19 protein-coding genes are annotated in these 22931 nt (G+C 53.0%); 10 read left to right on the forward strand and 9 right to left on the reverse strand.

Annotated features, from left to right (window positions below; translation table 11 throughout):
• Positions 1 to 176 precede the first annotated feature (176 nt).
• The 8 genes from M0P74_11715 (at position 177) to M0P74_11750 (ending at position 10377) form a co-directional block, all read left to right on the forward strand.
• Positions 177 to 740: an XRE family transcriptional regulator gene (locus tag M0P74_11715; GenBank protein ID MCK9364247.1), complete on the forward strand. Its 564-nt coding sequence runs from the start codon at positions 177 to 179 to the stop codon at positions 738 to 740.
• A 17-nt stretch (positions 741 to 757) separates the two neighbouring features.
• Positions 758 to 1897: an acyl-CoA dehydrogenase family protein gene (locus tag M0P74_11720; protein ID MCK9364248.1), complete on the forward strand. Its 1140-nt coding sequence runs from the start codon at positions 758 to 760 to the stop codon at positions 1895 to 1897.
• 30 nt (positions 1898 to 1927) lie between these two features.
• Positions 1928 to 3127, forward strand: a complete 1200-nt coding sequence (locus M0P74_11725) for an NAD(P)-binding domain-containing protein (GenBank protein ID MCK9364249.1) — start codon at positions 1928 to 1930, stop codon at positions 3125 to 3127.
• A gap of 363 nt (positions 3128 to 3490) precedes the next feature.
• Entirely contained in the window at positions 3491 to 4849 is a 1359-nt protein-coding gene (locus tag M0P74_11730; protein ID MCK9364250.1) for a TrpB-like pyridoxal phosphate-dependent enzyme, read from the forward strand.
• Positions 4850 to 5020: 171 nt separating this feature from the next.
• The gene (locus M0P74_11735; protein ID MCK9364251.1) at positions 5021 to 5299 is read left to right on the forward strand and encodes a hypothetical protein; all 279 of its coding nucleotides are present in this window, start codon (positions 5021 to 5023) and stop codon (positions 5297 to 5299) included.
• Between the two features lie 23 nt (positions 5300 to 5322).
• Entirely contained in the window at positions 5323 to 6681 is a 1359-nt protein-coding gene (locus M0P74_11740) for a replication-associated recombination protein A (protein ID MCK9364252.1), read from the forward strand.
• Positions 6682 to 7213: 532 nt separating this feature from the next.
• A complete protein-coding gene (locus tag M0P74_11745) occupies positions 7214 to 9007 on the forward strand; it encodes an ATP-binding protein (GenBank protein MCK9364253.1) in 1794 nt (597 codons plus the stop codon).
• Complete coding sequence (locus tag M0P74_11750) at positions 9007 to 10377, forward strand: sigma-54 dependent transcriptional regulator (protein MCK9364254.1); 1371 nt, start codon at positions 9007 to 9009, stop codon at positions 10375 to 10377. Before M0P74_11745 ends, M0P74_11750 begins: the two co-directional genes overlap by 1 nt.
• Positions 10378 to 10547: 170 nt before the next feature.
• Here M0P74_11750 and M0P74_11755 read toward each other — a convergent pair whose 3' ends face one another.
• The 7 genes from M0P74_11755 to M0P74_11785 form a co-directional block, all read right to left on the reverse strand.
• Complete coding sequence (locus M0P74_11755) at positions 10548 to 11489, reverse strand: biotin-dependent carboxyltransferase family protein (GenBank protein ID MCK9364255.1); 942 nt, start codon at positions 11487 to 11489, stop codon at positions 10548 to 10550.
• Positions 11489 to 12193 carry a 5-oxoprolinase subunit PxpB gene (gene pxpB / locus M0P74_11760; GenBank protein MCK9364256.1) on the reverse strand — a complete coding sequence of 235 codons (705 nt, stop codon included), beginning with the start codon at positions 12191 to 12193 and terminating at the stop codon, positions 11489 to 11491. The genes M0P74_11755 and pxpB overlap by 1 nt, the downstream gene beginning before the upstream one ends.
• A gap of 14 nt (positions 12194 to 12207) precedes the next feature.
• Positions 12208 to 12975, reverse strand: coding sequence for a 5-oxoprolinase subunit PxpA (locus M0P74_11765; protein ID MCK9364257.1), 768 nt, complete (start codon positions 12973 to 12975; stop codon positions 12208 to 12210).
• 83 nt (positions 12976 to 13058) lie between these two features.
• A complete protein-coding gene (locus tag M0P74_11770) occupies positions 13059 to 14369 on the reverse strand; it encodes a TRAP transporter large permease subunit (protein MCK9364258.1) in 1311 nt (436 codons plus the stop codon).
• A 50-nt stretch (positions 14370 to 14419) separates the two neighbouring features.
• Entirely contained in the window at positions 14420 to 14956 is a 537-nt protein-coding gene (locus M0P74_11775) for a TRAP transporter small permease (GenBank protein ID MCK9364259.1), read from the reverse strand.
• A gap of 243 nt (positions 14957 to 15199) precedes the next feature.
• On the reverse strand, positions 15200 to 16192 hold the full coding sequence (locus M0P74_11780; GenBank protein ID MCK9364260.1) for a TRAP transporter substrate-binding protein: 993 nt from the start codon (positions 16190 to 16192) through the stop codon (positions 15200 to 15202).
• 136 nt (positions 16193 to 16328) lie between these two features.
• Positions 16329 to 17861, reverse strand: a complete 1533-nt coding sequence (locus M0P74_11785; protein ID MCK9364261.1) for a diadenylate cyclase — start codon at positions 17859 to 17861, stop codon at positions 16329 to 16331.
• A gap of 208 nt (positions 17862 to 18069) precedes the next feature.
• Between M0P74_11785 and M0P74_11790 the strand changes: the two genes are divergently transcribed.
• On the forward strand, positions 18070 to 18867 hold the full coding sequence (locus M0P74_11790) for an NAD-dependent deacylase (protein ID MCK9364262.1): 798 nt from the start codon (positions 18070 to 18072) through the stop codon (positions 18865 to 18867).
• Positions 18868 to 18877: 10 nt separating this feature from the next.
• A complete protein-coding gene (locus M0P74_11795; GenBank protein ID MCK9364263.1) occupies positions 18878 to 19642 on the forward strand; it encodes an NRDE family protein in 765 nt (254 codons plus the stop codon).
• Between the two features lie 45 nt (positions 19643 to 19687).
• On the opposite strand, the gene M0P74_11800 is transcribed toward M0P74_11795, so the two are convergent.
• Together M0P74_11800 and mnmE are read right to left on the reverse strand one after the other, a co-directional pair.
• Positions 19688 to 21280, reverse strand: coding sequence for a hypothetical protein (locus tag M0P74_11800; protein MCK9364264.1), 1593 nt, complete (start codon positions 21278 to 21280; stop codon positions 19688 to 19690).
• Positions 21281 to 21452: 172 nt separating this feature from the next.
• The gene (gene mnmE / locus M0P74_11805; protein ID MCK9364265.1) at positions 21453 to 22850 is read right to left on the reverse strand and encodes a tRNA uridine-5-carboxymethylaminomethyl(34) synthesis GTPase MnmE; all 1398 of its coding nucleotides are present in this window, start codon (positions 22848 to 22850) and stop codon (positions 21453 to 21455) included.
• Positions 22851 to 22931 lie beyond the last annotated feature (81 nt).

Consider the following 22931-nt stretch of genomic DNA (forward strand, 5'->3'; position numbering starts at 1 on the left):
ATTCCCGCAACGATTCTGAGCGGGAATCTGGTTCTAACTGCTTGAAAAACCATATTCCCGATAGAGACATTCGGGAATGACAAATGGTTTTGCAATTGCTTCATTATAGTATCCATATCTTGATCTAAAGTTTTTTAGCTGTCTGGACAGGTAAAAAATAGAAGAGGGGGGTATTAATGGCAACAAAAAAGGTAGTGAAAAAACCGGAGAAGTCATCCTTTGGGCGCCGCATGAAGGACGCCCGCGAAAAAATGGGGATCAGCATTGAGGATCTTGCCCTGGAGACGGGATATGTGCATGAGAATCTGAGCGCGGTTGAAGAGGGAAGAAGTGTGCCGCCCGTTTCGCTTGTCCTCCAGTTAAGCCGTGCGCTGAAAATGAACATGGATGAGCCGGAGTCCAATGGAAAGGGAAACGCCCCCAAAAGGCGCACCAAAGGTCACAAGATGCGGGTGGATTCCTATGCCTATACGGTGCTGAGCAAGCCGGGGACGGACAAACACCTGCGCGGCTATCTGGTGAACGTTGATGCCAACACCGAGCATAAAGGGGTGGAGTACCACCATGAAGGCGAGGAGTTTGAATATGTGCTGAGCGGGGCCGTGACCGTTCAGGTCGGAGAAAATATAACAAAGCTTTCCAAGGGGGAAAGCATCCACTTCAATTCCGGGTTGCGCCACAAACTGAGTAACCCGAATTCAGAGCCTGCCGAGCTTCTCGTTATCATTTACGTTCCCTGAATTGGAGGAGAAAAAAGATGGCTTTTGAACTGACCCAGGAACAAGAAATGATCCGGCTGATGGCGCGGGATTTCGCCAAAAAAGAGCTTGAGCCGTTTGCCGGAAAGTGGTCGCAGGAAAAGATCTTTCCGGAAGCGGCAATCAAAAAAATGGGTGAGTTGGGACTTTTGGGAATGATGATCCCCGCTGAATACGATGGCGCCGGCGCCGGGGCGGTCAGCTATTGCCTTGCCCTTCAGGAGATCTCCTATGCCTGCGCCTCAACGGGAGTCACCATGTCGGTGACAAACCTCTCGTCCGATCCCGTTTTTAAATATGGCAGCGAAGAGCAAAAGCGGCGCTACCTGATGCCGCTGGCAAGTGGAAAAATGATTGGGGCATTCGCCGTTACCGAGCCGGATGCCGGTTCAGACCCCGGTTCCATGACAACCCGCGCCGAGGACAGGGGGGATCACTACCTGGTAAACGGTTCCAAGGTATTTATAACAAATGCCGGTTATGCCGGGGTTATTAATCTTATCGCCCGGACCGGCACTGATAAATCGAACCGGGGGCTTTCGGCGTTCATCGTGACCCCGGATATGCCCGGTTTCAAAATCGGCCGCAAGGAAGACAAAATGGGGCTGTGTGCCTCCAATACCGTCGAGCTCCTTTTTGATGACTGTATTGTGCCAAAGGAGAATCTCATCGGCAAGGAGGGATTGGGATTTAAAATTGCGATGGTGGCCCTTGACAGCGGGCGCATTGGCATCGCCTCGCAATCCCTGGGGATAGCCCGAGCCTGTCTCCATGAGGCTATCGAATACGCAAAGACCAGAAAGCAATTTGGCAAAAGTATCGGTTCTTTTCAGGCAATTCAGTGGATGATTGCCGATACTGCCGCGGAAATCGAGGCGGCCCACTGGCTGACGCTGGCAGCGGCGGAAAGAAAGGATCGGGGAATTCCTTTTACACGGGAAGCGTCGATAGCGAAACTGTTCTCCTCTGAGATGGCCAACAGGGCGGCATACCGGGCCCTGCAAATCCACGGCGGGTATGGATACATGAAAGAGTACAAAGTAGAGAGGCTTTACCGCGACGCCAGGGTAACCGCCATTTATGAGGGGACTTCAGAGGTGCAGCGGCTTGTGATCGCCCGCGAGGTCATGGCGGACTAAAGCTTATGGGTAATGAAGTCAAGACGATAAATGCTGATTGATCCTTTAGATACGAGCAGGATTGCCATAATTGGACCGGGACGTCTCGGAACGTCCTTTGCGTACAAGTTTGGCAGAGACGGTAAGCGTGTTGCCATCTACTACAAGGATGTGGACTTCTGCCGGTCTATTAACCGGGAGCACATCAACCCGAGGCATCTCACCGAGGACATCGCCCGGCGTCTCGGCGGCATGGATCTGGTGCCCCGCCTCGCTGCGACTGTCAAGGCGACGAATGATCTCGACCGTATCGTAGATGAGAGCGACTTTATCTTTCTTTCCGTCACGATGGACCGTCTGCCCGAGATCCTCGATCAGATCGAACCGATTTTGCAGCGCAAGACAACCAATACATGCTTTATTTCGCCGATAAAGGGGCTTTCCGCCGTTGAAACGGTCTGCCAGCTTATAACCCCCTCGCAGCTTATCGCCAACCGTTTCTACCGAATGAGCGAAAAGATATCGATTGTTTCTTTGGGGGGGCCTTTTTTTGACATGGATGTCGCGCTGGGGAATCCAGTCTGTCTTACTGTGGCGGGGCCGAAGCAGATCTGCGCCACCATCCGCAAGGAGTTTCTCGGCGCCAATCGCCGGGAGCTGACCTCTCTGTATAATTTTGACATAGTCGGGGCGGAGGCCTGCGGGGCGCTCAAAAATATCGTGGCAAATTTAAAAGGGGTTACCGATTGCCTTGCGCTGGGCGATTCGATCCCGGGGACCATTTTCTCCCGTTCCGGAGTGGAGATTCGCGCTTTGTCAAAGATTCTGGGGGGTAGCTTTCAGGCCTTTCAAAGCCAGGCCGGCGTCGGCGACATGTATGTAACCCTTGCGTCCGAAGCGAGCAAAAATCATCGTTACGGAAGCTATTTCTACGAGATGTTCAACGGCAATCCGGTTGATACCCACTTAAACGTACTAAAAAGGATAGACGGCAAACCGGAAGGCCCCAATACTATCTTGAACGTTCACAAGTTTCTGGAAAAGCGCAATATGTACAGCCCGATTTTTCACTGCGCGTATAAGATTTTCAACGAGGAGCGCAGCCGGGAGGGGATAAAGGAGCAGATCATTAATGCCACTCAGTTTGACCGCCGGACCAGAGAGTACATCGGTCCTGTTTCCCGATTGCTTTATCGCCTTTTCCCGAATCTCTGGTACCGGCGGCACCGGGGGTTACTTTCCAAACCGTAACTATAAGTTTTTCTGTATTTTTTTACTGATCGCCGGGCCAGTTCCATTTTTAGGTAAAAAATTTTGCTATAAAAAAAATGTTGACATGAATTGTTTGATTGTGTTAGGCGCAAACCACATATCAAATTAATAGTGTTCGGGGATAGACGCATGGATTCAAAAAATGTAATGCTTTTCTGGTGGTGGCGGACGATAAGCGTCTGCCCTTAATCCTTTTAAAAGGGGTGTGGGCAGGGGGAAACCCTACCCATTGCTCTTGATAAGTCATAAAACAAAAGGCCATGGGAGGATCCCGTGGCCTTTTGTTTTGTCTTGTCAGGAGCTTTTATCAACCAACTTTAAAAAGGAAAGGAGAAAATTGTTATGCAGACTAAAGTCGTTCTTGAGGATTACGAAATCCCAAAACAATGGTACAACATCCAGGCGGATTTGCCGAAGCCGATGAGTCCGCCCCTCCACCCGGGGACTGGAAAGCCGGTTACTGCCGATGATCTTGCGCCGATTTTTCCAATGAACCTGATCGAGCAGGAGGTCAGTCAGGAGCGCTGGATCGACATCCCCGGCGAGGTGCTCGACAAGTACCTGCTTTGGAGACCGAGTCCACTTTACCGGGCGCGCAATTTCGAGAAACTCCTCGATGCCCCGGTCAAAATCTACTACAAAAACGAGGGAGTCAGCCCCGCCGGATCCCACAAACCTAACACGGCGATACCTCAGGCATATTACAACAAGGCCTTCGGGATTAAGCGCCTTTCGACGGAAACAGGCGCCGGGCAGTGGGGAAGCGCCCTTGCCATGGCCTGCCAGATGTTTGGTCTGGAATGCCGGGTATTTATGGTCAAAGTCAGTTACGAGCAGAAACCTTACCGGCGCTTGATGATGAATACCTGGGGGGCGAACTGTTTCGCGAGTCCAAGCAACCTCACCGAGGCCGGACGGCAGGTTCTCGCCGAACATCCCGATTCCCCTGGGAGTCTCGGGATCGCGATCAGCGAAGCTGTCGAAGACGCGGTTTCTCATGAGAACTCCCGTTACGCTTTGGGAAGCGTCCTGAATCACGTCATGTTGCATCAGTCAATCATCGGTCTTGAGGCGCAAAAACAGTTTGAGAAGATCGGCGAGTATCCCGATGTCGTCATCGGCTGTGCGGGTGGCGGCAGCAATTTTGCGGGCATTTCCTTTCCCTTTGTTCGTGATAAAATCCACGGAAAGCAGTTGCGGATACTCGCCGCGGAGCCTGCCCTCTGCCCGACGATGACGCGGGGGCCGTTTGCCTACGATTTTGGCGATCTCGCCAAGAAAACGCCGCTTTTGCCGATGCACACCCTGGGCCACGATTACGTGCCTGCCCCCATTCATGCCGGCGGGCTCCGCTATCACGGAATGGCCCCCCTTGTCAGCCACCTTCTGAATTTAGGGCTTATTGAGGCGCAGGCATACAACCAGCTCGACACCTTCGATGCCGGCATTAAATGGGCGAGAACGGAAGGGTTTATCCCGGCGCCGGAGACGACCCACGCCATCGCCGCCGTTGTCGCGGAGGCCCGGCGGGCGAAGGAAGAGGGAAAAGAGCGAACGATTCTCTTCAACTGGAGTGGTCACGGGCTGGTCGATCTGGCGGCCTATGACGCCTATCTCAATGGCAAACTGGAAGCATACGAGTTTTCCGACGATGAGATGAAAAGGGCGCTCAAGGCGATCGAAGGCCTTCCCAAGCCTTAGAAAAGGGTAGAAATTCCGGGACCAGCCTTTTACAGGTGGTCCCGGAATTTTTTTACCATTTATCTTTTGTAAATGCCCTTATGGATAGACTGCCAGCTCTCGGGAAGCAAGCGCTTCTTTAGTGGCAGCTTTACCCAATAATGTGATAAAGAAAAAAAACAGGGGTGCGCAATGGAACGCAAGGATGAAAAAACAAGCGATTATAAAACCCTGATAATCAGATGTCCGCGCCTCGGCGGGGAAGTTCCCTTTGCCTACTGTGAAAAGGAGGGGGGCGATCTCCCCTGCCGAATGGTTGTGGGCTGCTGGGAGGGAGTATTTTCGGTCGAGGGTTATCTGCGGGAGACACTGTCAGAGGCAGCGTGGATAAGACTTAACAGTCAGCCGCCGAAGGATAAACTGACAAATATTCTCGATATTGTTGAGAAGGCAAAAAAACGAATAAAATAGATTAATTATCAACAGGATTGGGATTGAAAAAGGAGCTGTTCGATAAAAAAAACCTGGGAACAGACAACCGACCGCTGGCTGACCGGATGCGCCCGCGGAGTCTTGATGAATACCTTGGCCAGGGGCATCTCCTCGCTGGCGATACCCTTTTGAAAAGGGCCATTGCGGAGGATCACCTTTTTTCGATAATATTTTGGGGGCCGCCCGGTTCAGGAAAGACAACCTTGGCCCGAATATTGGCCAAAGAGACCAAATCCCATTTCATCAGTTTTTCCGCTGTGCTCTCCGGAGTAAAGGAAATACGCTCTGTCGTTGAGGAGGCATCCGGGCTGCTGCGGTTAAGCAGTCGCCGGACGATTCTCTTTGTGGACGAGATTCACCGCTTCAACAAGGCCCAGCAGGACGCCTTTTTGCCCCATGTCGAAAGCGGCCTGATAACCCTGATCGGCGCGACAACTGAGAACCCCTCGTTTGAGGTTATCTCGGCGCTGTTGTCCCGGATGCGGGTTCTTACTCTCAAGCCGTTTACCGTTACTGAACTTTCCGGGATAGTCAGGAACGCCCTGACTGATGCCGAGCGCGGGTTGGGCGCCCTCAAGCTTGAGATCGAGCCGGACGCCCTCTTGCAAATTGCCGATTATGCGGATGGCGACGCCCGAACTGCGCTGAACAATCTCGAAGCGGCAGCCTCGCTTGTGGACAAAGGCTTGGAAAGTAACGGCCTGATCACCCGCGCAGTTGTCGAGCGGGCGATTCAAAAAAAGGCGCTCCTGTATGATAAAGATGGCGAAGAACACTACAATTTGATCTCGGCGCTGCACAAAAGCCTCCGGGGAAGCGACCCAGACGCGGCCGTTTACTGGCTGCGACGGATGCTCATGGCGGGCGAGGATCCCCTTTATCTCGTCAGACGGATGATCCGCTTTGCCTCAGAGGATATCGGGAATGCCGATCCCCGGGCGCTGAGCGTGGCAATAGATGCGATGCAGGCGTACCATTTTCTTGGTTCGCCGGAGGGGGAACTGGCGCTTTTCCAGGCGGCCGTTTATCTTGCCACGGCAACGAAGAGCAACGCGCTTTATGAGTGCTACGGCAGAACTGGACATGCCATAGAGAAAACCGGCGCGCTTCCTGTGCCGCTGCATATCCGTAACGCCCCAACTGGTTTGATGAAGGAGCTGGGCTATGGGAAGGGATATCTCTACGCCCATGATTTTTCGGATGCATTTGTTGCCCAGGAATATCTGCCCGACGAACTCCGCGGCGAAAAGGGGCGCTTCTATAAGCCGACAGACCGGGGTTATGAGAAGATCATCCGGGAACGAATTGAACAATGGCGGCTGATGAAGAATTCCGACGCCGCAAGACGAACGAAAAGGTAAAAAGTAAGAGGGATATCCCTTTTTCCAGGAATTGTCTGTCAGCGGCGACTTTTTTATCGGAGTTGGCATATTTCTTGGTTAGGTGGAAGGTGGAATGGACAATGGGACACGGGTTAATAACAAAAGGGGAGGTCCAAAGAACCCCCCCTCATTCAGGAGTTGGAAAGCTTGTTGGCCTTCCTTATTCTATTTCAGCGCTGTTTGATCGTGCCCGCGATCAGTCAGCATGTATCTTTGTAGGTTTATATAGCATTAAGTGTGCCATAGATAAGTAATGCCGATAAGGCAATGAAATAATTTATAATTATAGTATGGCGATCGATACTGTCTTTTCCTGCTTTCGCAAAAGGGAGGCAATAAATGTCGCCCCGGCTGATTTTAATAATAATTAAAGTGAATGATAACAGTTAGTTTTAGAAGGAGAGCCTTTTTGTCAGCAATCGACAAAAATGTCGAAACGTCTTTATTCCTCCCGCTGTTCGGTGAACCGTCAACCAATTCGGGGGGATTTTAACTTTTATGGAAAGTTTTTATGAATTTTGAAGAAAATACTACCCGTCTGCGGGGAGCTCACCGGTTCAAGCTTAGGTTTATTCAACCTTTCGCTGTCATCCTGGTCAGCGCCATTTTCATTATTCTTATCTTGACCATGGGCTTGATCGATATGCGGCGCAGTGAACGAATGCTGAGCGGCTTTATCGAAGATCAGGGCCGGCGGGTAATTGGGGTAGTGGAAAAGCTGACCGAGGAAAATCTGAAGAACATGATTGCGGCCTCTCAGAAAACTCCGGGAAGCGTCACCATCTCCCTGAAAGAGCCGATTTTTTCTCCCGATACGCTGCTGACCGAAAAGATCATCGCGATGGGCAGGGAAATAGACAATCACTGGAAAAAGGAGCATATCAGCGGTTCATACATAAGTGAATTCGCACGGAAAAAGAACATCTGGCTGGTAGCCGTCCTTAATGCCGCGGGTAATGTTATATTCCAGAGCCGGCCGGTCGCCGAAAACCTGCGTGCCGACGTTCAGGAGAAAAAAAACATAAAACAAAGCGCGGCGAAGCTTATCAAGGGGTTAAACACCCTGAACCGGCAAAAGAAAATCGGCTTTATTGCCATGAGCCGCAGGGATGAAAGCGGAACCATTATTCTTGCCCTCGACCGGGAGAGTATGCGTTATTGGGGAATGAGGGTTTCCGTGGAACGGGCGATAGAGAAACTGGGGAAAGGTCAGGGGCTCCTTTACCTCGACATAAGCGACGACAAGGGACATGATCTCGGCAGTATCGGGTACATGCCGGGAGAGGTAGGGCTGGATGATTCGCTGAGAAGCGGCATTCTTTCCGGCTCCAGGAGGTTCGAAAGCAGGAAGACAAGCCGTGGAGAAAACAGCGTTCAGGAAATAACAGCCCCTTTTTACCTCGGGAAAGAGATTTTGGGTGTTATTATTCTGGGCCTCGACCGGGGGAACACCGACAAAATATTGATGGAAAACAGGAGGAACGTCTATCTGTTTCTTGTTTTTGTGATTGCGATTACCCTGCTTTCTCTGTGGCTTCTTTACCATAATCAGAACCGGCACTTGGGGCGGGTAGTGGAGATGACCAGACAACTGGAAAAGGCTGAAAGGCTCTCCTCTCTGGGGATGCTTGCCGCCGGCGTTGCCCACGAGATTCGCAATCCGCTCAACGCGATCAGCATGGCCAGTCAACGTCTGAAGAGGGAATTCCCTCCTTCTGAACTGGGGAAGAAAGAAGAATTTGATACGATAACAACGGTCATCCGTGACGAGATCAGACGTCTGAACGGAATCATTGAGGAGTTTCTGACCTTTTCCAAAAGCCGGCGCCTGGAGCTGCGGGAAAGTGCCGTCCAGGATGTTTTACGGAAGATTGTGAATTTAGTTTCCGCAGAGGCCTCCGCGAAGGGCGTCAGTATCAGGACCGATTGGCCCGAAGAGCCGATCGTGATCCCGATGGATATGGACAAGCTCCAGCAGGCCCTGCTGAATTTTGTCAAGAACGCCGTGGAGTCGATCAGCGGCGCCGGAGACGTGACCCTTGCCATCCTCAATGAGGAAAAAGGTCTGGTTAATATCATAATCACCGATACGGGATGCGGATTGACACCGGAAGAGGTGGAGCGGATTTTCAATCCGGAATACACGACAAAGGAAAAGGGCCTTGGACTTGGTCTTTCGCTGGCCCACGAAATAATCCGCGGACATGGGGGAGAGATACGGGTGAAAAGCCAAAAGGGCGAGGGGACGGTGTTCGAGATATTTATGCCGACAGAAAGGCTCAATGAAAAGGCGGCTGCAAAATAATGAAAAAACTAAATATACTGGTTGTTGATGACGGTCGTTCTCAGCGAGAGATGTTGAGGGATTTCCTGAAAAAGGAGGGGCACTCGGTCGGCGAAGCGGAAAACGGGCCACTGGCCATTCAGCAGGTCAGAGATGGACACTTCGATCTGCTGCTGCTCGATTATAAAATGCCCGGCATGGACGGGATGGAGGTTTTGCAGGCGATTAAAAAGATAAATCCCGAGATCGATGTCGTGATCATAACCGCGTTCGGGACGATCGAGACGGCCGTGGAGGCGATGAAGGCGGGCGCCTTGGATTATATAACGAAACCTGTTGAATTCGAAGAACTTCTTCTTTTGGTGGAGCGCGTCTCGGAACGGAGGACGCTGATCAGGGAAAATGAAATTCTCCGCGAACACCTAGGTCAGAAAGGCGTTTCCACGGATAAAATAGTCTTCCGCAACGAGAAGATGGGCGCCCTGATCAATATGGCAGGAAGGGTTGCAGCAAGTCGGGCGACGATCCTGCTGCAGGGGGAAAGCGGGACGGGCAAGGAGCTTTTTGCCCGCCTGATCCACAATTTGAGTCCGCGGTCGGAAGGAAGAATTATTGCCGTTAATTGCGGCGCCTTGAACGAGAATCTGTTAGAGAGCGAGCTTTTCGGCCACGAAAAGGGGGCGTTTACCGGCGCTGCCGCGCGTCGGATCGGCCGGTTCGAGGAGGCGGACGGGGGAACGCTTTTTCTCGATGAAATCGGCGAGCTTTCGCCGCAGGTTCAGGTGAAGCTGCTGCGGTTTTTGCAGGAGCGGGAGTTTCAGCGTCTCGGCGGCAATCAGACCCTTCATGCCGATGTCCGGGTGATAAGCGCGACAAACCGCGATCTGGAAAAGATGGCGAAGGGAGGAGGGTTTCGCGAAGATCTCTTCTACCGGCTCAATGTCGTTACAATGCAGTTGCCGCCGCTTAGGGAACGTAAGGAGGACATCCCGCCGCTCATTGACCATTTTCTTGTTCGCTATGCCAAGGAAAACTCCAGGGAAATTGAGGGGACAAGCAGCGAGGCGCTGGACATGCTGCTCAAATACGACTATCCCGGAAACGTCCGGGAACTGGAAAACATCATAGAAAGAGCGGTCGTTATTGCCCGGGAAGATGTTATCTCCGTTGCCGATCTTCCTTTTGGCGAGGGAATCGAAGAAACGGACGGGGGAAAAAAGACGGAGGATGGGGCTCTGCGTCAATCGGTTGAGGAGCTGGAAAGAAAGTTGATTGCCGAGGCGATGGAAAAAACCGGCGATCATCAAAGCCGCGCGGCCGCGCTTTTGGGCATCAGCGAAAGGATGCTCCGCTATAAGCTAAAAAAATACGGTCTGAAGGCGGGGCAGTGATAAAGGGTTTTCAAATCATAATCGGCATCGTTCTGCTGATCGTATCAATCCGGTTATTCTAAATTAATAAAGTGGAGAAGATAATTGAAGATTTGCCTGCCATCCGGGGACTGGCGGCTATGCAGACAGTTTTATGTAAGAATGGACGGTGAACGAAGCGCTATGACATCTCAACGGAAGAGTGCGCGTATTTTTTCTAAACGGTTTTCCTCCTCCCGGTAGAGGCGATGTGCCTCCTCGATGGAGGTCTGTGCGAATCTTACGATGCTGCCGGGCAGGGCTTGGGCCACTTTCTTGATATCTGCTGTGGTGACGGTGACGATTTTAGAGTAGCCCCCGGTTGTCTGTTCCACCAGTAGAATGATAGGTTGGCCATCGGCAGGAATCTGAATGTTTCCCGGCACAACAGGCTCGGTTATAATGCTTTTGGGCGCATCCGGGTCATGCTCGATCAGAGGTCCCCTAAGTCTGTATCCCATTCGGTCGCTTTGCGCCGTTGCCTCAAAGCTTGCTGTAAAAAATAGGTTGAGCGCGCGCTTAAAGGAGTCCGCCTGCGGTCCCGGGATTGCCCCCAATACAATCTCTTTTGGATATTCCGGAATAAATTCAGGGGGGAGGAGGCGCGGCCGCTCCAGCAGGGCGGCTTTGCCCTTTTTCAATATATCCCCCTTCACCAGCGCCCGTCCCTGGAAGCCGCCGAAGCCGGCCCGGACGAAAGTGGAGCGGCTTCCCATGACAACCGGCGCAGCAAACCCGCCGTTCACCGCAAGATAGGCCCGGCATCCCTTTTCCGCTCGGGGAATCCTGATGACATCCCCTTTTTTTATCCGTATGGAACGCCACGCCGGGGCTGGACTTTTGTTGATTGTCATTCCCATTTCCGCGCCGGCGATCGCGATATCGGCCGCCGCCATCGCCTCAAAAAGGGGTCCCATGACCGTTATTTCCAGAACGCCCATGTTTTCCTGATTTCCGACAAGCAGATTGGCGATGCGACAGGCAAAGGAGTCAAGCGCTCCGGAAGGGGGGACTCCTCTGTCGAGAAAGCCGAAACGGCCGAGATCCTGGATGGTCGTGAGCGCTCCTGGGTTTTTGACGATAAAAAGATCCATCAGGAGCGTTCCTTTTCATATAATCGTTTGAATTCATTCATAGATATGGGTTCGAAGCGGATGCGGTCGCCCGCCTTGTAAAGAAAAGGGTTTTCTCTCTCCGGGGCGAACAGCCTTAGCGGCGTTTTGCCGATTATCTGCCATCCACCGGGACTTTCGATGGGATACATGCCGGTCTGCATCTCCGCTATTCCCACGGAGCCGGCGGGAATACTGACGCGCGGCGTTTCCCGGCGGGGAGTTTTCAGCCTTTCGTCCATCCCTCCGAGATAACAGAACCCCGGTGTGAAGCCGATCATGTAAACGGGATATTCGCGGGAGGAGTGGATATGGATGATTTCTTCGGTTTTGAGCCCCGTATGCGATGATACGATGTCGATGTCTGGTCCCCATTCATCGCCATAGCAGACGGGAATGGAAACAATCTGCATTTCCGGCCGGAGCGCGTTGTTGTGGTAATTTTCGATGCTGCTTATTTCCCTTTTCAATGTGTCCGGTTCTGTCAGGAGGGGATCGTAAAGAATAGCAAAGGAGCGGTAAGCAGGCACAACGGCTTGTACCCCCCTGGGAGGATTCTGGCGAACCAGCGAAGAGATTGCGAGTACTTTTTCGTTTACGGAAAGATCGATGCCCTCGCCGTAATCAACCAGCAGCGCCCGGTCCCCGCTCAGTCTGAAATGCGGTTCGTCAAAAAGATGAGGCATAGTTTCCAAAACGCTTAATTTAAAGACCTGACCCCAATCCCTTCGGTTTCGAGAGCCAGTCTTATTGCCTGGGTATGTTTAACAGCGGAGGGGTTGTCGCCATGCAGACAGAGGGTGTGGATTTCCATCTGGAGCCGGGAGCCGTCAACGGCGATTACTTCGCCGTCAATGGCCATCCGCAGGGCCTGCTCGACGCTCCGTTTAGGATCCTCGATCACGGCGCCGGGACGCTTGCGCGAAGTGAGTTTACCGTCCGGGTCGTAGGTGCGATCGGGAAACGCCTCAAAGGCGACCCTGATCCCCGCTGCGTCGGCGATTTTTCTGGCCAGAGGAGCCTGGGCGCCGCCCAGGACGACCCAGATAAGATTGCGATCGACCGCGGCGATTGCCTCCGCGATTGCCCGGGATAGATTTTCATTGCCGACGCTCATGTTGTAGAGATTGCCGTGCGGCTTTACATGCTGCATTTTTGCCCCGTGCAGGCTGCAAAAACCATTTAACGCGGCAACTTGGTAGATGACAAAGTCGCGAACCTCAGCGGGGGTGCAATCCATGTTGCGCCGTCCGAATCCGACCAGATCGGGGTATCCGGGATGCGCGCCTACGGCAACGCCGTTTTCCCAGGCAAGCTTCACCGTTTTGCTCATAACCTGCGGATCGCCGGCATGGTACCCGCAGGCGATATTCGCGGAACTTATGTGTTTTATCACCTCGCCGTCCATGCCGAGGGTGTAGGCGCCGAAACTCTCGCCCATGTCGCAGTTGATGTCAATTTTTTTCATTGCCGACTCCTTTGATGAATCAGGAAATGTCGCTTGCCCTCATCTATTGTTCCAGCCTCGCTTAAAGTTGCAACGGAAAGGGGCTACTTGCCGATCATCCGGTTCGGCAGATAAAGGGCGATTTCCGGAAAGACCGTAAGCAGAATGGCGGCCAGCAGCATAATCAGAAAAAAGGGAAATGCCGCCTTGGCGATCGTTCCCAGGTTGTCATTGTTCAGTCCGCTGATGACGAACAGATTGAAACCAACCGGCGGCGTTATCTGGGCGATCTCGATCATCAGGACAAGGTAGATGCCGAACCAGACCGTGTCGAATTTTGCGGCCTGTATCAAGGGTACGACGATCGGCGTCGTCATGACGATCATCGAAAAGCCGTCTATGAGGCAGCCGAGAACGAGATAAAGGGCTGTCAGAATGACGATCAGCATGTAGGGGGAAAGTCCCATTTCGGTTACCAGCGTTGTCAGCGCCCGGGTAATTCCCATGTAGCCGATAACGTTGGAAAGGTACGCCGCCCCCATGACGATCAGCATGATCATGGAGCTTGTCTTGACCGTGCCGATGAGACTCGTTTTGAAAACCCCCCAGTCAAGACTTCTGGTGATCAGGGCAAAAAACAGGGCGCCGATGACGCCGATTGCCCCGGCTTCCGTCGGCGTCGCCCAGCCCATGTAGATGCTGCCGAGGACGAAGAGAACAAGAATGACGACTGGCAGGATGGCCGGAATGGCGAGGAAACGCTCCTTCCATGTGTTTTTCTCAGCGCTGCGCGGCGCCATCTCGGGCGAAATCAGGCAGCGAATAGTTATATAGCCGCTGAACATGATGGCGATCAGGAAGCCGGGGATGAAACCGGCAATGAAGAGCTTGCCGATGCTGACATCCCCGATTATTCCGTAAACAAGCATCATCATGCTGGGCGGGATCATGAACCCCAGTGTTCCCGCTCCGGCCAGCGATCCAATCGACAGGCTGTGGTCGTATCCCCGCTTTTCCAGCTCCGGGATGGTTATCTTACCGACAGTGGCGGTAGTCGCGGCGGAAGAGCCGCTAACGGCGGCAAAGAAGGTGGAGGCGAGAATATTCACATGGATAAGTCTCCCCGGGATGGAGTCCATCCACGGAGAGAGCCCTCGGAAGAGATTTTCCGAAATGCTGCTGCGGAAGAGGATCTCCCCCATCCAGATGAAAAATGGCAGCGCCATCATCGCCGAGCCGCTGGTGTTGTTCCAGGCGATATTTGCCAGAATGGAGCCGAAGGAAACGTCGGTGAAAATAAAAAAACTCCCCATGCCGACGAGAAACAGGGCGATCCCTATCCAGATCGATCCTCCTAAGAAAACGATCAGAAGGGCTACAATGACTGCGGAAACTGTTCCTATATCAACGTTCACCGGGGTTTCTCCTTTTGACCGAAAACAAAGAGTTTTTTTCGCTGTTTGGGTTATCTCCCCAGTTCATCGGTTTCCTCCAGGATGACGAGACCTTCCGTGTTATTTTTTAAAATTGCGATTCCCTTAAGAAATTCAGATAAAAACTGAAGCATGAACAAAAAGGAACCGAGGGGAAGGAAAATCTGCGGGATTGCCAGATAGCTTTCGGTAATCTGCATGGACTGTGTTTTATTGACGACGGAATCCCAAAAGAAAACAAACGTATAGCGTGTAAGCGCCATGCAGAAGAGAAAACCGGCGAGCGAACAGACCATGTTGTAAATTACCCGCCGTTTCCCCCGCAAAAGGTGCGTCATTACCAAGACCCGGATATGCCCACGTTCGCGCAATGTATAGGCAAGACCCATGAAGGTAAGCATCGACATCAGATATCCAGAATACTCGTCTGAAATATAGATGGTTTTGCCGAGAACGGACCTCGTGACGATTTCCGCAACCACTATGATTAGAGCAATGGCGACCAACAGGCCGGAAATTCCGCCGCTGAAGCCGGAAACCCGATCAATGGCGGTGATAATTTTTTTCATCGATAATTCTTTCTTTACCTCTCGGCACCGGAGTAATAATCCGGCGTCTGTTTGTATGAAAATCCCCCCATCCCCCCTTTGCCAAAGGGGGGCAAGGGGGGATTTTCATGCTTCGTTGTGCCCCACGGGCATGGGGGTTTATAGGGCAGTTCTAATTATGAAAGACAAGACCGGCAGCGCGTTGACAATTTTCCAAGTTTGCCGATATTGTCTATACGAAAATTGATTAGTTAACAGGCTGTCTTATCGTTTTACCCTCTTCATGAACTCGTCGTAAATCTTTTTGCCATCCGCCGGTGCGCCTTTGAGCCAATCGGCGCGGATGCCTTCGGTAATTTTTTCCAGCTCGCCCACCATTTTGGTGGAGGGCTTCACCGTTTCAATGCCGTTTTTGTTGCTGATGGCTTCCTGCTCCTTGTCCCAGGTCTTGACGTTTGCCCACATTGTGCCTTCCAGCTCGCGTCCGATCTTCACGAGCAAGTCCTGCTGGGCCTTGGGAAGCTTGTTGAACGCCTTCAGATTGACGGTAACCATGTCGGTCGCGATGGTGATGTTCAGGGGTTCAAAGTACTTAAGCACTTCCCAGAACTTGCCGTCAACGGCGGTCGGCGTCGAGGTCATGACGGAATCGATGAGGCCGGTTTGCAGAGAAGTATATACCTCGCTGAACGGAAGCGCGAACGGGGTTGCGCCGACTGCCTCCATCACCAGGGCGCCGTTCTTGTCGTAGGTTCTTGTCTTCAACCCTTTGAGTTCCTGAAGGGTGGTAATCTTTTTCTTGGTCCAGAGACCGGCGCCTGGCCAAGGGGCGACGTAGAGGATTTTCTGCCCCCATTTCTTGGCGCTTTTGTCAAAGTAAGGACGGGAGATGTCGAGCAGAAGCCGCAGTTCGTCGAAATTCCGTACGAGGAACGGGAGGGTGACGATCTGGAAGGACTTCTCGTCTCCCGCCACGCCGCTGATGAGCATGTCGGAGACGGGAACAAGCCCGTCGCGCACGGCCTTCAGCAGATCCGGGCCCTTGTAGCCCAAGGCGCCGCCGGTGCTGACCACCACTTCCAGGTCGCCGTTTGTCGCCGTTTTCACTTTTTCAGCGAAATCCGTGAGGCCGACGCTGTGGAGATTTTTGGGAGGCCATACCGAATTGGCGTTCCAAACCGTTTTGGCGAGGGCGGGAGTAACAGTCATCCCCAAGATAAAGGCACATACCAACAAGACGCGAACAACTTTTTTCATACAATTTTCCCCTTTCTTTTATGGTTTTACAAGGTTGTTATTGACAGCTCCAAGTAATTTTGAAGACTGATCTAAACTTGATTCATAACATTTATGCCGGCAATCGCCGCAAAACGGCAAAACCCCAATGGCTGTTTCACCGACTGGTTCCCGGTGCAACGTGCCTGGTTTTGATAACCACCCGGACCACTGGAGGTTTGCCGCTCACAAAACGGATATCCTTGGGGTAGCGAAGCGAGGGGGTGAAAGCTCGCTGGACATCCAGTTGCGACAAATCAACCGGATCGGTGATGATTCGGACCCGTTTGCCGCTGAGAGTTTTAGGAATTAGCACCCGCGCCTCCCTTGGCGTCACCGTAATCGACTCTACCTCAATGCCGGCAGGAGGCTTGTTATCGGTAATGGCCTCGATTGGCACGCTCACCGGTAGGAGACGAGAGGTTGACACGATGACCCTCTCCGGGCTTATGCTGGTCACACTAAGATTCGGCGCATTTTTTACCATTTTTCCCGTCAGTAATATTTCCTGCTTTCCCGGACGGATTTTTTCAAGATCAAGCGATATTTTCAGGTCGGCAGGATTAAGCAGCTGCAGTGCCTGGGCGTGTCCCATCAGCATTACATTGGCTTCCGCAATTTTTGGCTCTTCTATAACCAGCTCCATGGGCGCGTTGAGGTACTCGATCGGCACTGCGAATTCCCGCCGGATTATCTCCCGCTGATAGCCGAAAACAACCCACAAGATGCAGGCCAGAACGATGGCGAGAACCTTCTCGCGCGTATTCTCCTTGAGCCATCGGAGGAAAGGTTTCTGACGGGAAAGGGCGCCGTTTTTCTCGAAAAAAGCTTCCAACTCAACTCGCAGGGCAGACGCATTGGCAATTTTTCTAATTTTTTCTCCGCTGGCGAGGGAAATATCGCCGCTTTCTTCGGAGACCACGATGCAGATGGCATCCGATCTTTCCGAGAGTCCCAGCGCTGCGGTATGCCTGAGACCAAGGTTGCCTTGAGTGGAGGCATTGGCGGAAAGAGGAAGGTGGCATCCGAAACGCATGACCCGATTGCCTTCGACAAGGACGGCGCCGTCATGACCCGAGGAATGGGGATCGAAGACGCTGTCGAGCAGAGCCTTGCTGATGACTCCCGCTAGTTCGTTACCACCGGTAAGGTGACGGTCCAGAGGATCCTTCCCCTGAATAACGATCAAGGCGCCTATTTTCTTGCGTGCAAAATCGGCCGCTGTTTCCGCCAGGATATCGGTGCTTTCGTTGAAGGAGGCGGCCGGCGAGAACATCTTGCGGAAGTGTCCGAGCATGGCGAGCCGCTCAAAAAATCGGCGCAGATCCTCCTGAAAAATAACGACAAGAACGAAAAGCAGGATTGCAAAGAAGGACTGGAGAAAGACGGTGGTCAGATAGAGTTCGAAGAAACGGGCGATGATATAAATAGCGCCTAAAAGCGTGATTCCAAAAAAAACAAAACGCGACGCCCGATCCTTGAACCAGATGAGGATTGCCGAGATCATGAACGAGATGATCGCGATATCAAGTATATCCAATAAACGGATCATTTTTATAATCTTCAGGGCATATTCGAGCATGGCGAATCCCGTTTGGGTTCCCTTCATGTGAAAGAGGGTAATTTCCCGGGTAAGGCAGTTCCTTCCCATTTTTTTCTTAAGGACATATAACCAAAAGCCCTTATAAGTGTCAAGAAATTATCCGTTGCGGGGAAGAATACCTGTTTCACGAAGCTATTTGTCCTACGATAACGCCTCTGGATTTACGCGTACATGTTTTTATTGTATTTTTTATGCGGTCTCGGATATATTCAGCGGCGAGGGCGAAAGGTCGCCGCTGCTATAAGTGGGAGAGGCTATGCTCGATCAGGTGCAGGAAAAAATTCTGGACAGCGTCGCGAAGATGATCGTGAACGCGAAACGTGTCGTCTGCTTTACCGGAGCGGGAGTCAGCACGGAATCGGGGATTCCTGATTTCCGCAGCCCAGGCGGCATCTGGACGAAGTTTGATCCGGATGATTTTACGATCGACAAGTTTATGAAAAGCCCGCAAACCAGGCAAAAGCAATGGGAGCTGCTGCTGTCGGGCGGTTTGTTGACGGATGCTTCGCCCAACAGGGCGCATCGGGCCATTGCCGAACTGGAGAAGAGCGGCAAACTGGCCTGTATCATAACCCAGAATATTGATGGTCTCCACCAGAAGGCGGGTAACGACCCTGCCCGGGTTTTTGAACTCCACGGAAATGCCCGTACGGCGCTTTGTGTTGACTGTCGCACCCGCTATCCCATCGAAGAAATTCTCTCTATGAATCCTGATAGAAAAGAAGCGCCCGTCTGTAAACAATGTGGCGGCATTTTGAAGCCGGACGTCATTTTTTTCGGAGAGGCGCTGCCCGAAGAAGCGTTGCGCCAGGCGGCATTTCACGCCGGCTGCTGTGATCTTTTCATCGTTGTCGGTTCTTCCCTTGTCGTTTATCCCGCCGCCTCCCTGCCCCAGCATGCAAAAGCGGGAGGGGCAAAAATGGTCATCATTAATTTTACTCCCACCCCGCTGGACGAACTGGCCGATCTGGTGATCCATTGCGCGGCTGGAGAAGCGCTGGAGAGGATTATTGCCGCAAGCGGGCTGTCTTCATTCGCAAACCATCAATTATAATGGGTTAAGTATGTGCCTTTTACTTTTTGCCTGGAGGGTTCACGCCGATTATCCGCTGGTGCTTGCCGCCAACCGCGATGAGTTCTACGAGAGACCCTCCGCTCCGGTCGATTTCTGGGACGACGAGCCGGAGATTCTTGCCGGGCGCGATCTGAAAGAAGGGGGAACCTGGCTCGGGATTACGCGAACCGGCAGGATTGCCGCCTTGACGAATTACCGCGATCCCGCCTCGTTGAAGGCAAGCGCCCCTTCGCGCGGAGGGCTGGTGAGCGGGTATCTTCGCGGCGATAAAAATGCAACGAGCTATCTTGAGGGGCTTGCACTGGATGCCGGTAAATACAACGCTTTCAATCTGCTGCTCGGGGATTGTTCCAGTCTTTATTATTTTTCGAACCGAGGTTCGCAGAAGTGGTTGGAACCGGGAATCTACGGCATAAGCAATAGTCTGATAGATGTTCCCTGGCCGAAGGTTCTGCTGGGAAAAAGGAAACTCGCAAAGCTGCTCGCCGGCAAGAGGAAGCCGACGTCAGAGTGGCTCTTCGAGCTTTTATCCGACCACAGCCGGCCGCCCGATGACCAGCTTCCCGAAACGGGGGTCGGGGTGGAATGGGAGAGGGTTCTCTCTTCCCTTTTCATTCAGAGCCCCTCCTATGGGACGCGCTCATCGACGGTTTTGCTGGTCGATAATAACGGGAGAATAACATTTACCGAGCGGGTGTTTAACGAACACGGCGCCCCGTGGATGACGACGAAAACGGCGTTCAGTTCCGTATAACGACTGCAAGGCAGCAGAAGGGCCATGTTTGACGGGAAACCTGTACTACCACGGATCGACAAAATCGTGGCCTGTCCCTCTGGCGCCTCCGGCGGGAACGGACTTCAACCCCTGTATAATCCACTTTCGCGTATCCGCCGGATCAATGACCGCATCGATTTCAAGGTAAGAGGCCATGTTGATGGCTTTACCCCTTTCAACCAACTGGGCCACCAGTTTATCGTAGAGGGCTTCACGCTCCTGAAGGTTCTCAATGGCCTCAAGCTCTTTCTTGAAACCGGCTTTCACCGCCCCTTCCAGCCCCATGGCGCCGAATTCTCCGGTCGGCCAGGAAGCGGTGAAGAAGGATTCATGGAAGCCGCCCTTGGCCATGGCCATCGCGCCGAGGCCGTATCCCCTGCGTAAAACCACGGTAAAATAAGGCACCGTGACATGGGCGCCGGTCACAAACATGCGACAGGCATGGCGAACCTGGGCGCGCTTCTCGATCTCCGGTCCCACCATGAATCCCGGTGTATCGCACAGGGAGAGGATCGGGAGACCATGAGCATTGCATAGCTGCATGAATCGGGCGGCCTTATCCGCGCCTTCCGCTTCAATCGCTCCGGCCATGTGCATGCAGTTATTGGCCATGAGGCCGAAAGGCCTCCCTTCGATGCGGATCAATCCCGTAATCATCTCTGGGCCGAATTGGGGCCGCAACTCGAGAAAGGAGCCCTTGTCGGCCAGCGCTTCGATTACGGTCCGCACGTTATAAATGCGCCGCCGGCTTTCCGGAATCAAACCGCGCAGAATACGCTGGTCGGCGGCCTCCCATGGCGAAGTCGCTCCCTGAAAATAGGAAAGGTATTTTCTGGCCACAGCCACCGCCTCCGGATCAACGGCCACGGCGATGTCCACCACGCCATTATGGATTTGCACATCCAGCGGGCCGATTTCCTCCGGTTTAAAAACACCGAGTCCGCCCCCTTCAATCATCACCGGACCACCCATGCCGATGTTGGAATTTTGGGTAGCAATAATCACATCACAGCAGCCAAGCAAGACGGCGTTGCCCGCAAAGCAGGGCCCCGATACGATGCCTACCAGCGGGACCCTGCCGCTCAGGTTTGCGAACGAGCCGAAGGTGGACAAATCAAGACCCGCCACCATTACCCCGGCAGCGTCGATATCGCCCGGCCTTCCGCCGCCGCCTTCCGCGAAGAGAACAACGGGCAGGCGCTGCTCGTGCGCCAATTTCAGCATGCGGTCCATCTTTTTGTGATTGAAATAACCCTGGGTGCCGGCCAGAACCGTATAATCGTAGGCCATGATCATGCAGCGGGACTTGTCGTCTCCAAACAAAGAGCCATTCACCGATCCGATCCCCGCGATCAAGCCATCGGCCGGGGTCCTGCTGACGAGATCGTCCGCGGATCGGCGCCCTCGCTGCGCGGCGACTGCCAAAGCGCCGTATTCAATAAAACCGTCGTTATCACAGAGGTCTGTGACGTTGGCGCGAGCCGTGCGCCGTTTTTTTTGCTGCTGCCGCGCCACCGCTTCGGGACGTCGTTCATCAAGGCCGAGTGCATGCCTCTCGATGACCTCCGCCAGTTCGGGACGTATCGAATCCTTATGGGTTTCCTTATCAACCGCCATCGTGCGCTTTCCTTTCCCGCTTCGGATGATGGGTAAAGTAAAGGAGATTTGTCAACATTTCATCAAATCTCGTATGCTTGACTCGTGGTGAAAGGCTTTTTCGGCCATTACAGTTTTTTTCTTGCTGCCGAATCGCTGATTGCGGAGAGCAAGGCAGTTGCTGCCCGTAATCCTATTTTCCAATGCAGAATTTGGAAAATATTCTGTTCAGGATATCTTCGTTTGAGGTTTTTCCGACTATTTCTCCGATGAAGTCCAGTGCTTCCCGGATTTCCAGGGCGACGATTTCCGCGGGCATGCCGTTGACAAGGCCAGAAGCGGCTCTGCTAAGGCATTCTTTCGCATTCTCCAGAGAGGTTTTTTGGTGCGAGTGGGCAATAGTCGCAGACGGAGCTTCCCCGGCCTCCGTGTTGACCGCGAGTTTACGGATGGCGGCGGTGAGAATATCGATTCCTTCGCCATACTTTGCCGAAATTCTCAGAGCCGGTGACAACCCTTCTGGTAAAAGGCCTGTCAGTGATTTTTCGTCCGCCCGGGGGGGCAGATCGGATTTGTTGAAAACCAGCAGAACCTTTTTTCCGGATATCTTTTTTAACAGCTCCCGGTCGTCGGTCGTTATCTCCCTGCTTGCGTCAAGCAGAAAGATAATGGCATCGGCGCTATCAGCTTTTTCCCAGAGAAAGGCGATGCCCTCCTTTTCAATGTCATCCTGGGGGACGCGCAGCCCGGCGGTGTCGGTCAAACGCACGGGAATTCCCTCCATATCCGCAGTTTCTTCGATAAAATCCCGTGTCGTTCCCGGGGTGGATGAGACGATGGCCCTTTTTCCTCCAAGGAGTCTGTTCAGCAGACTCGATTTACCGACATTGGGAGCTCCCGCAATCACGACGCCGAACCCCAACCGCTCTATTTTCCCCCGTTTGTAGGTAGCGACGAGAGACGTTATCTTATCGATGACGCGATTTATTTTCAAAATATGATCGTCCGCTGTTTCCCCCATTCCCTCCTCGGCGGTGAAATCGAGCGCGGCCTCTATGGCGGCGACCATGTCCAGTAGTTCTTCCCTGATTTCCTGTATTTGACTGGAAAGACCTCCTTGCAGACGGTTAAAGGCGGCCTTCAAGCCCTTCCCTGTCTGCGCTTTTATCAGGTCATTAACAGCCTCGGCTTGCGCAAGATCCAGACGGTTGTTCAGAAAGGCCCGTTTTGTGAACTCACCGGGGGCTGCCGGACGGGCTCCTGCCCGGAGAACCGCCTCCAGCAGGGTTTGGGTGATAAGGGCGCCGCCGTGACAGCTTATTTCCAGGGTGTCTTCTCCGGTAAATGAATGCGGCCCCCGGAAGAGGGTTAGCAAAACCTCGTCGAGCAACTCCTTTGTCTCCGGGGACACTATTTGGCCGTGGTAAAGGTGATGAGAGTGAAAATTATGCGGGGGCAAGGGGCTGAAAATCTGGAGTGCAATGTTCTCCGCGTCCGGTCCGCTTATCCGGATTACGCTTATGCCGCCAACACCGGGGGGGGTCGCAATGGCGGCAATGGTGTCCCTGAACATCATGATTTTATTTGCCATTGTGTATATTAATAAACAGAGAAATTTGCATGCGCGCAATTCCCTGGATTGTTCCGCAACCTAAGCCTCTCTGCCCTTGAA

The organism is Syntrophales bacterium, assembly GCA_023229765.1.
In the GTDB taxonomy this organism is placed as follows: Bacteria; Desulfobacterota; Syntrophia; order Syntrophales; family UBA5619; genus DYTH01.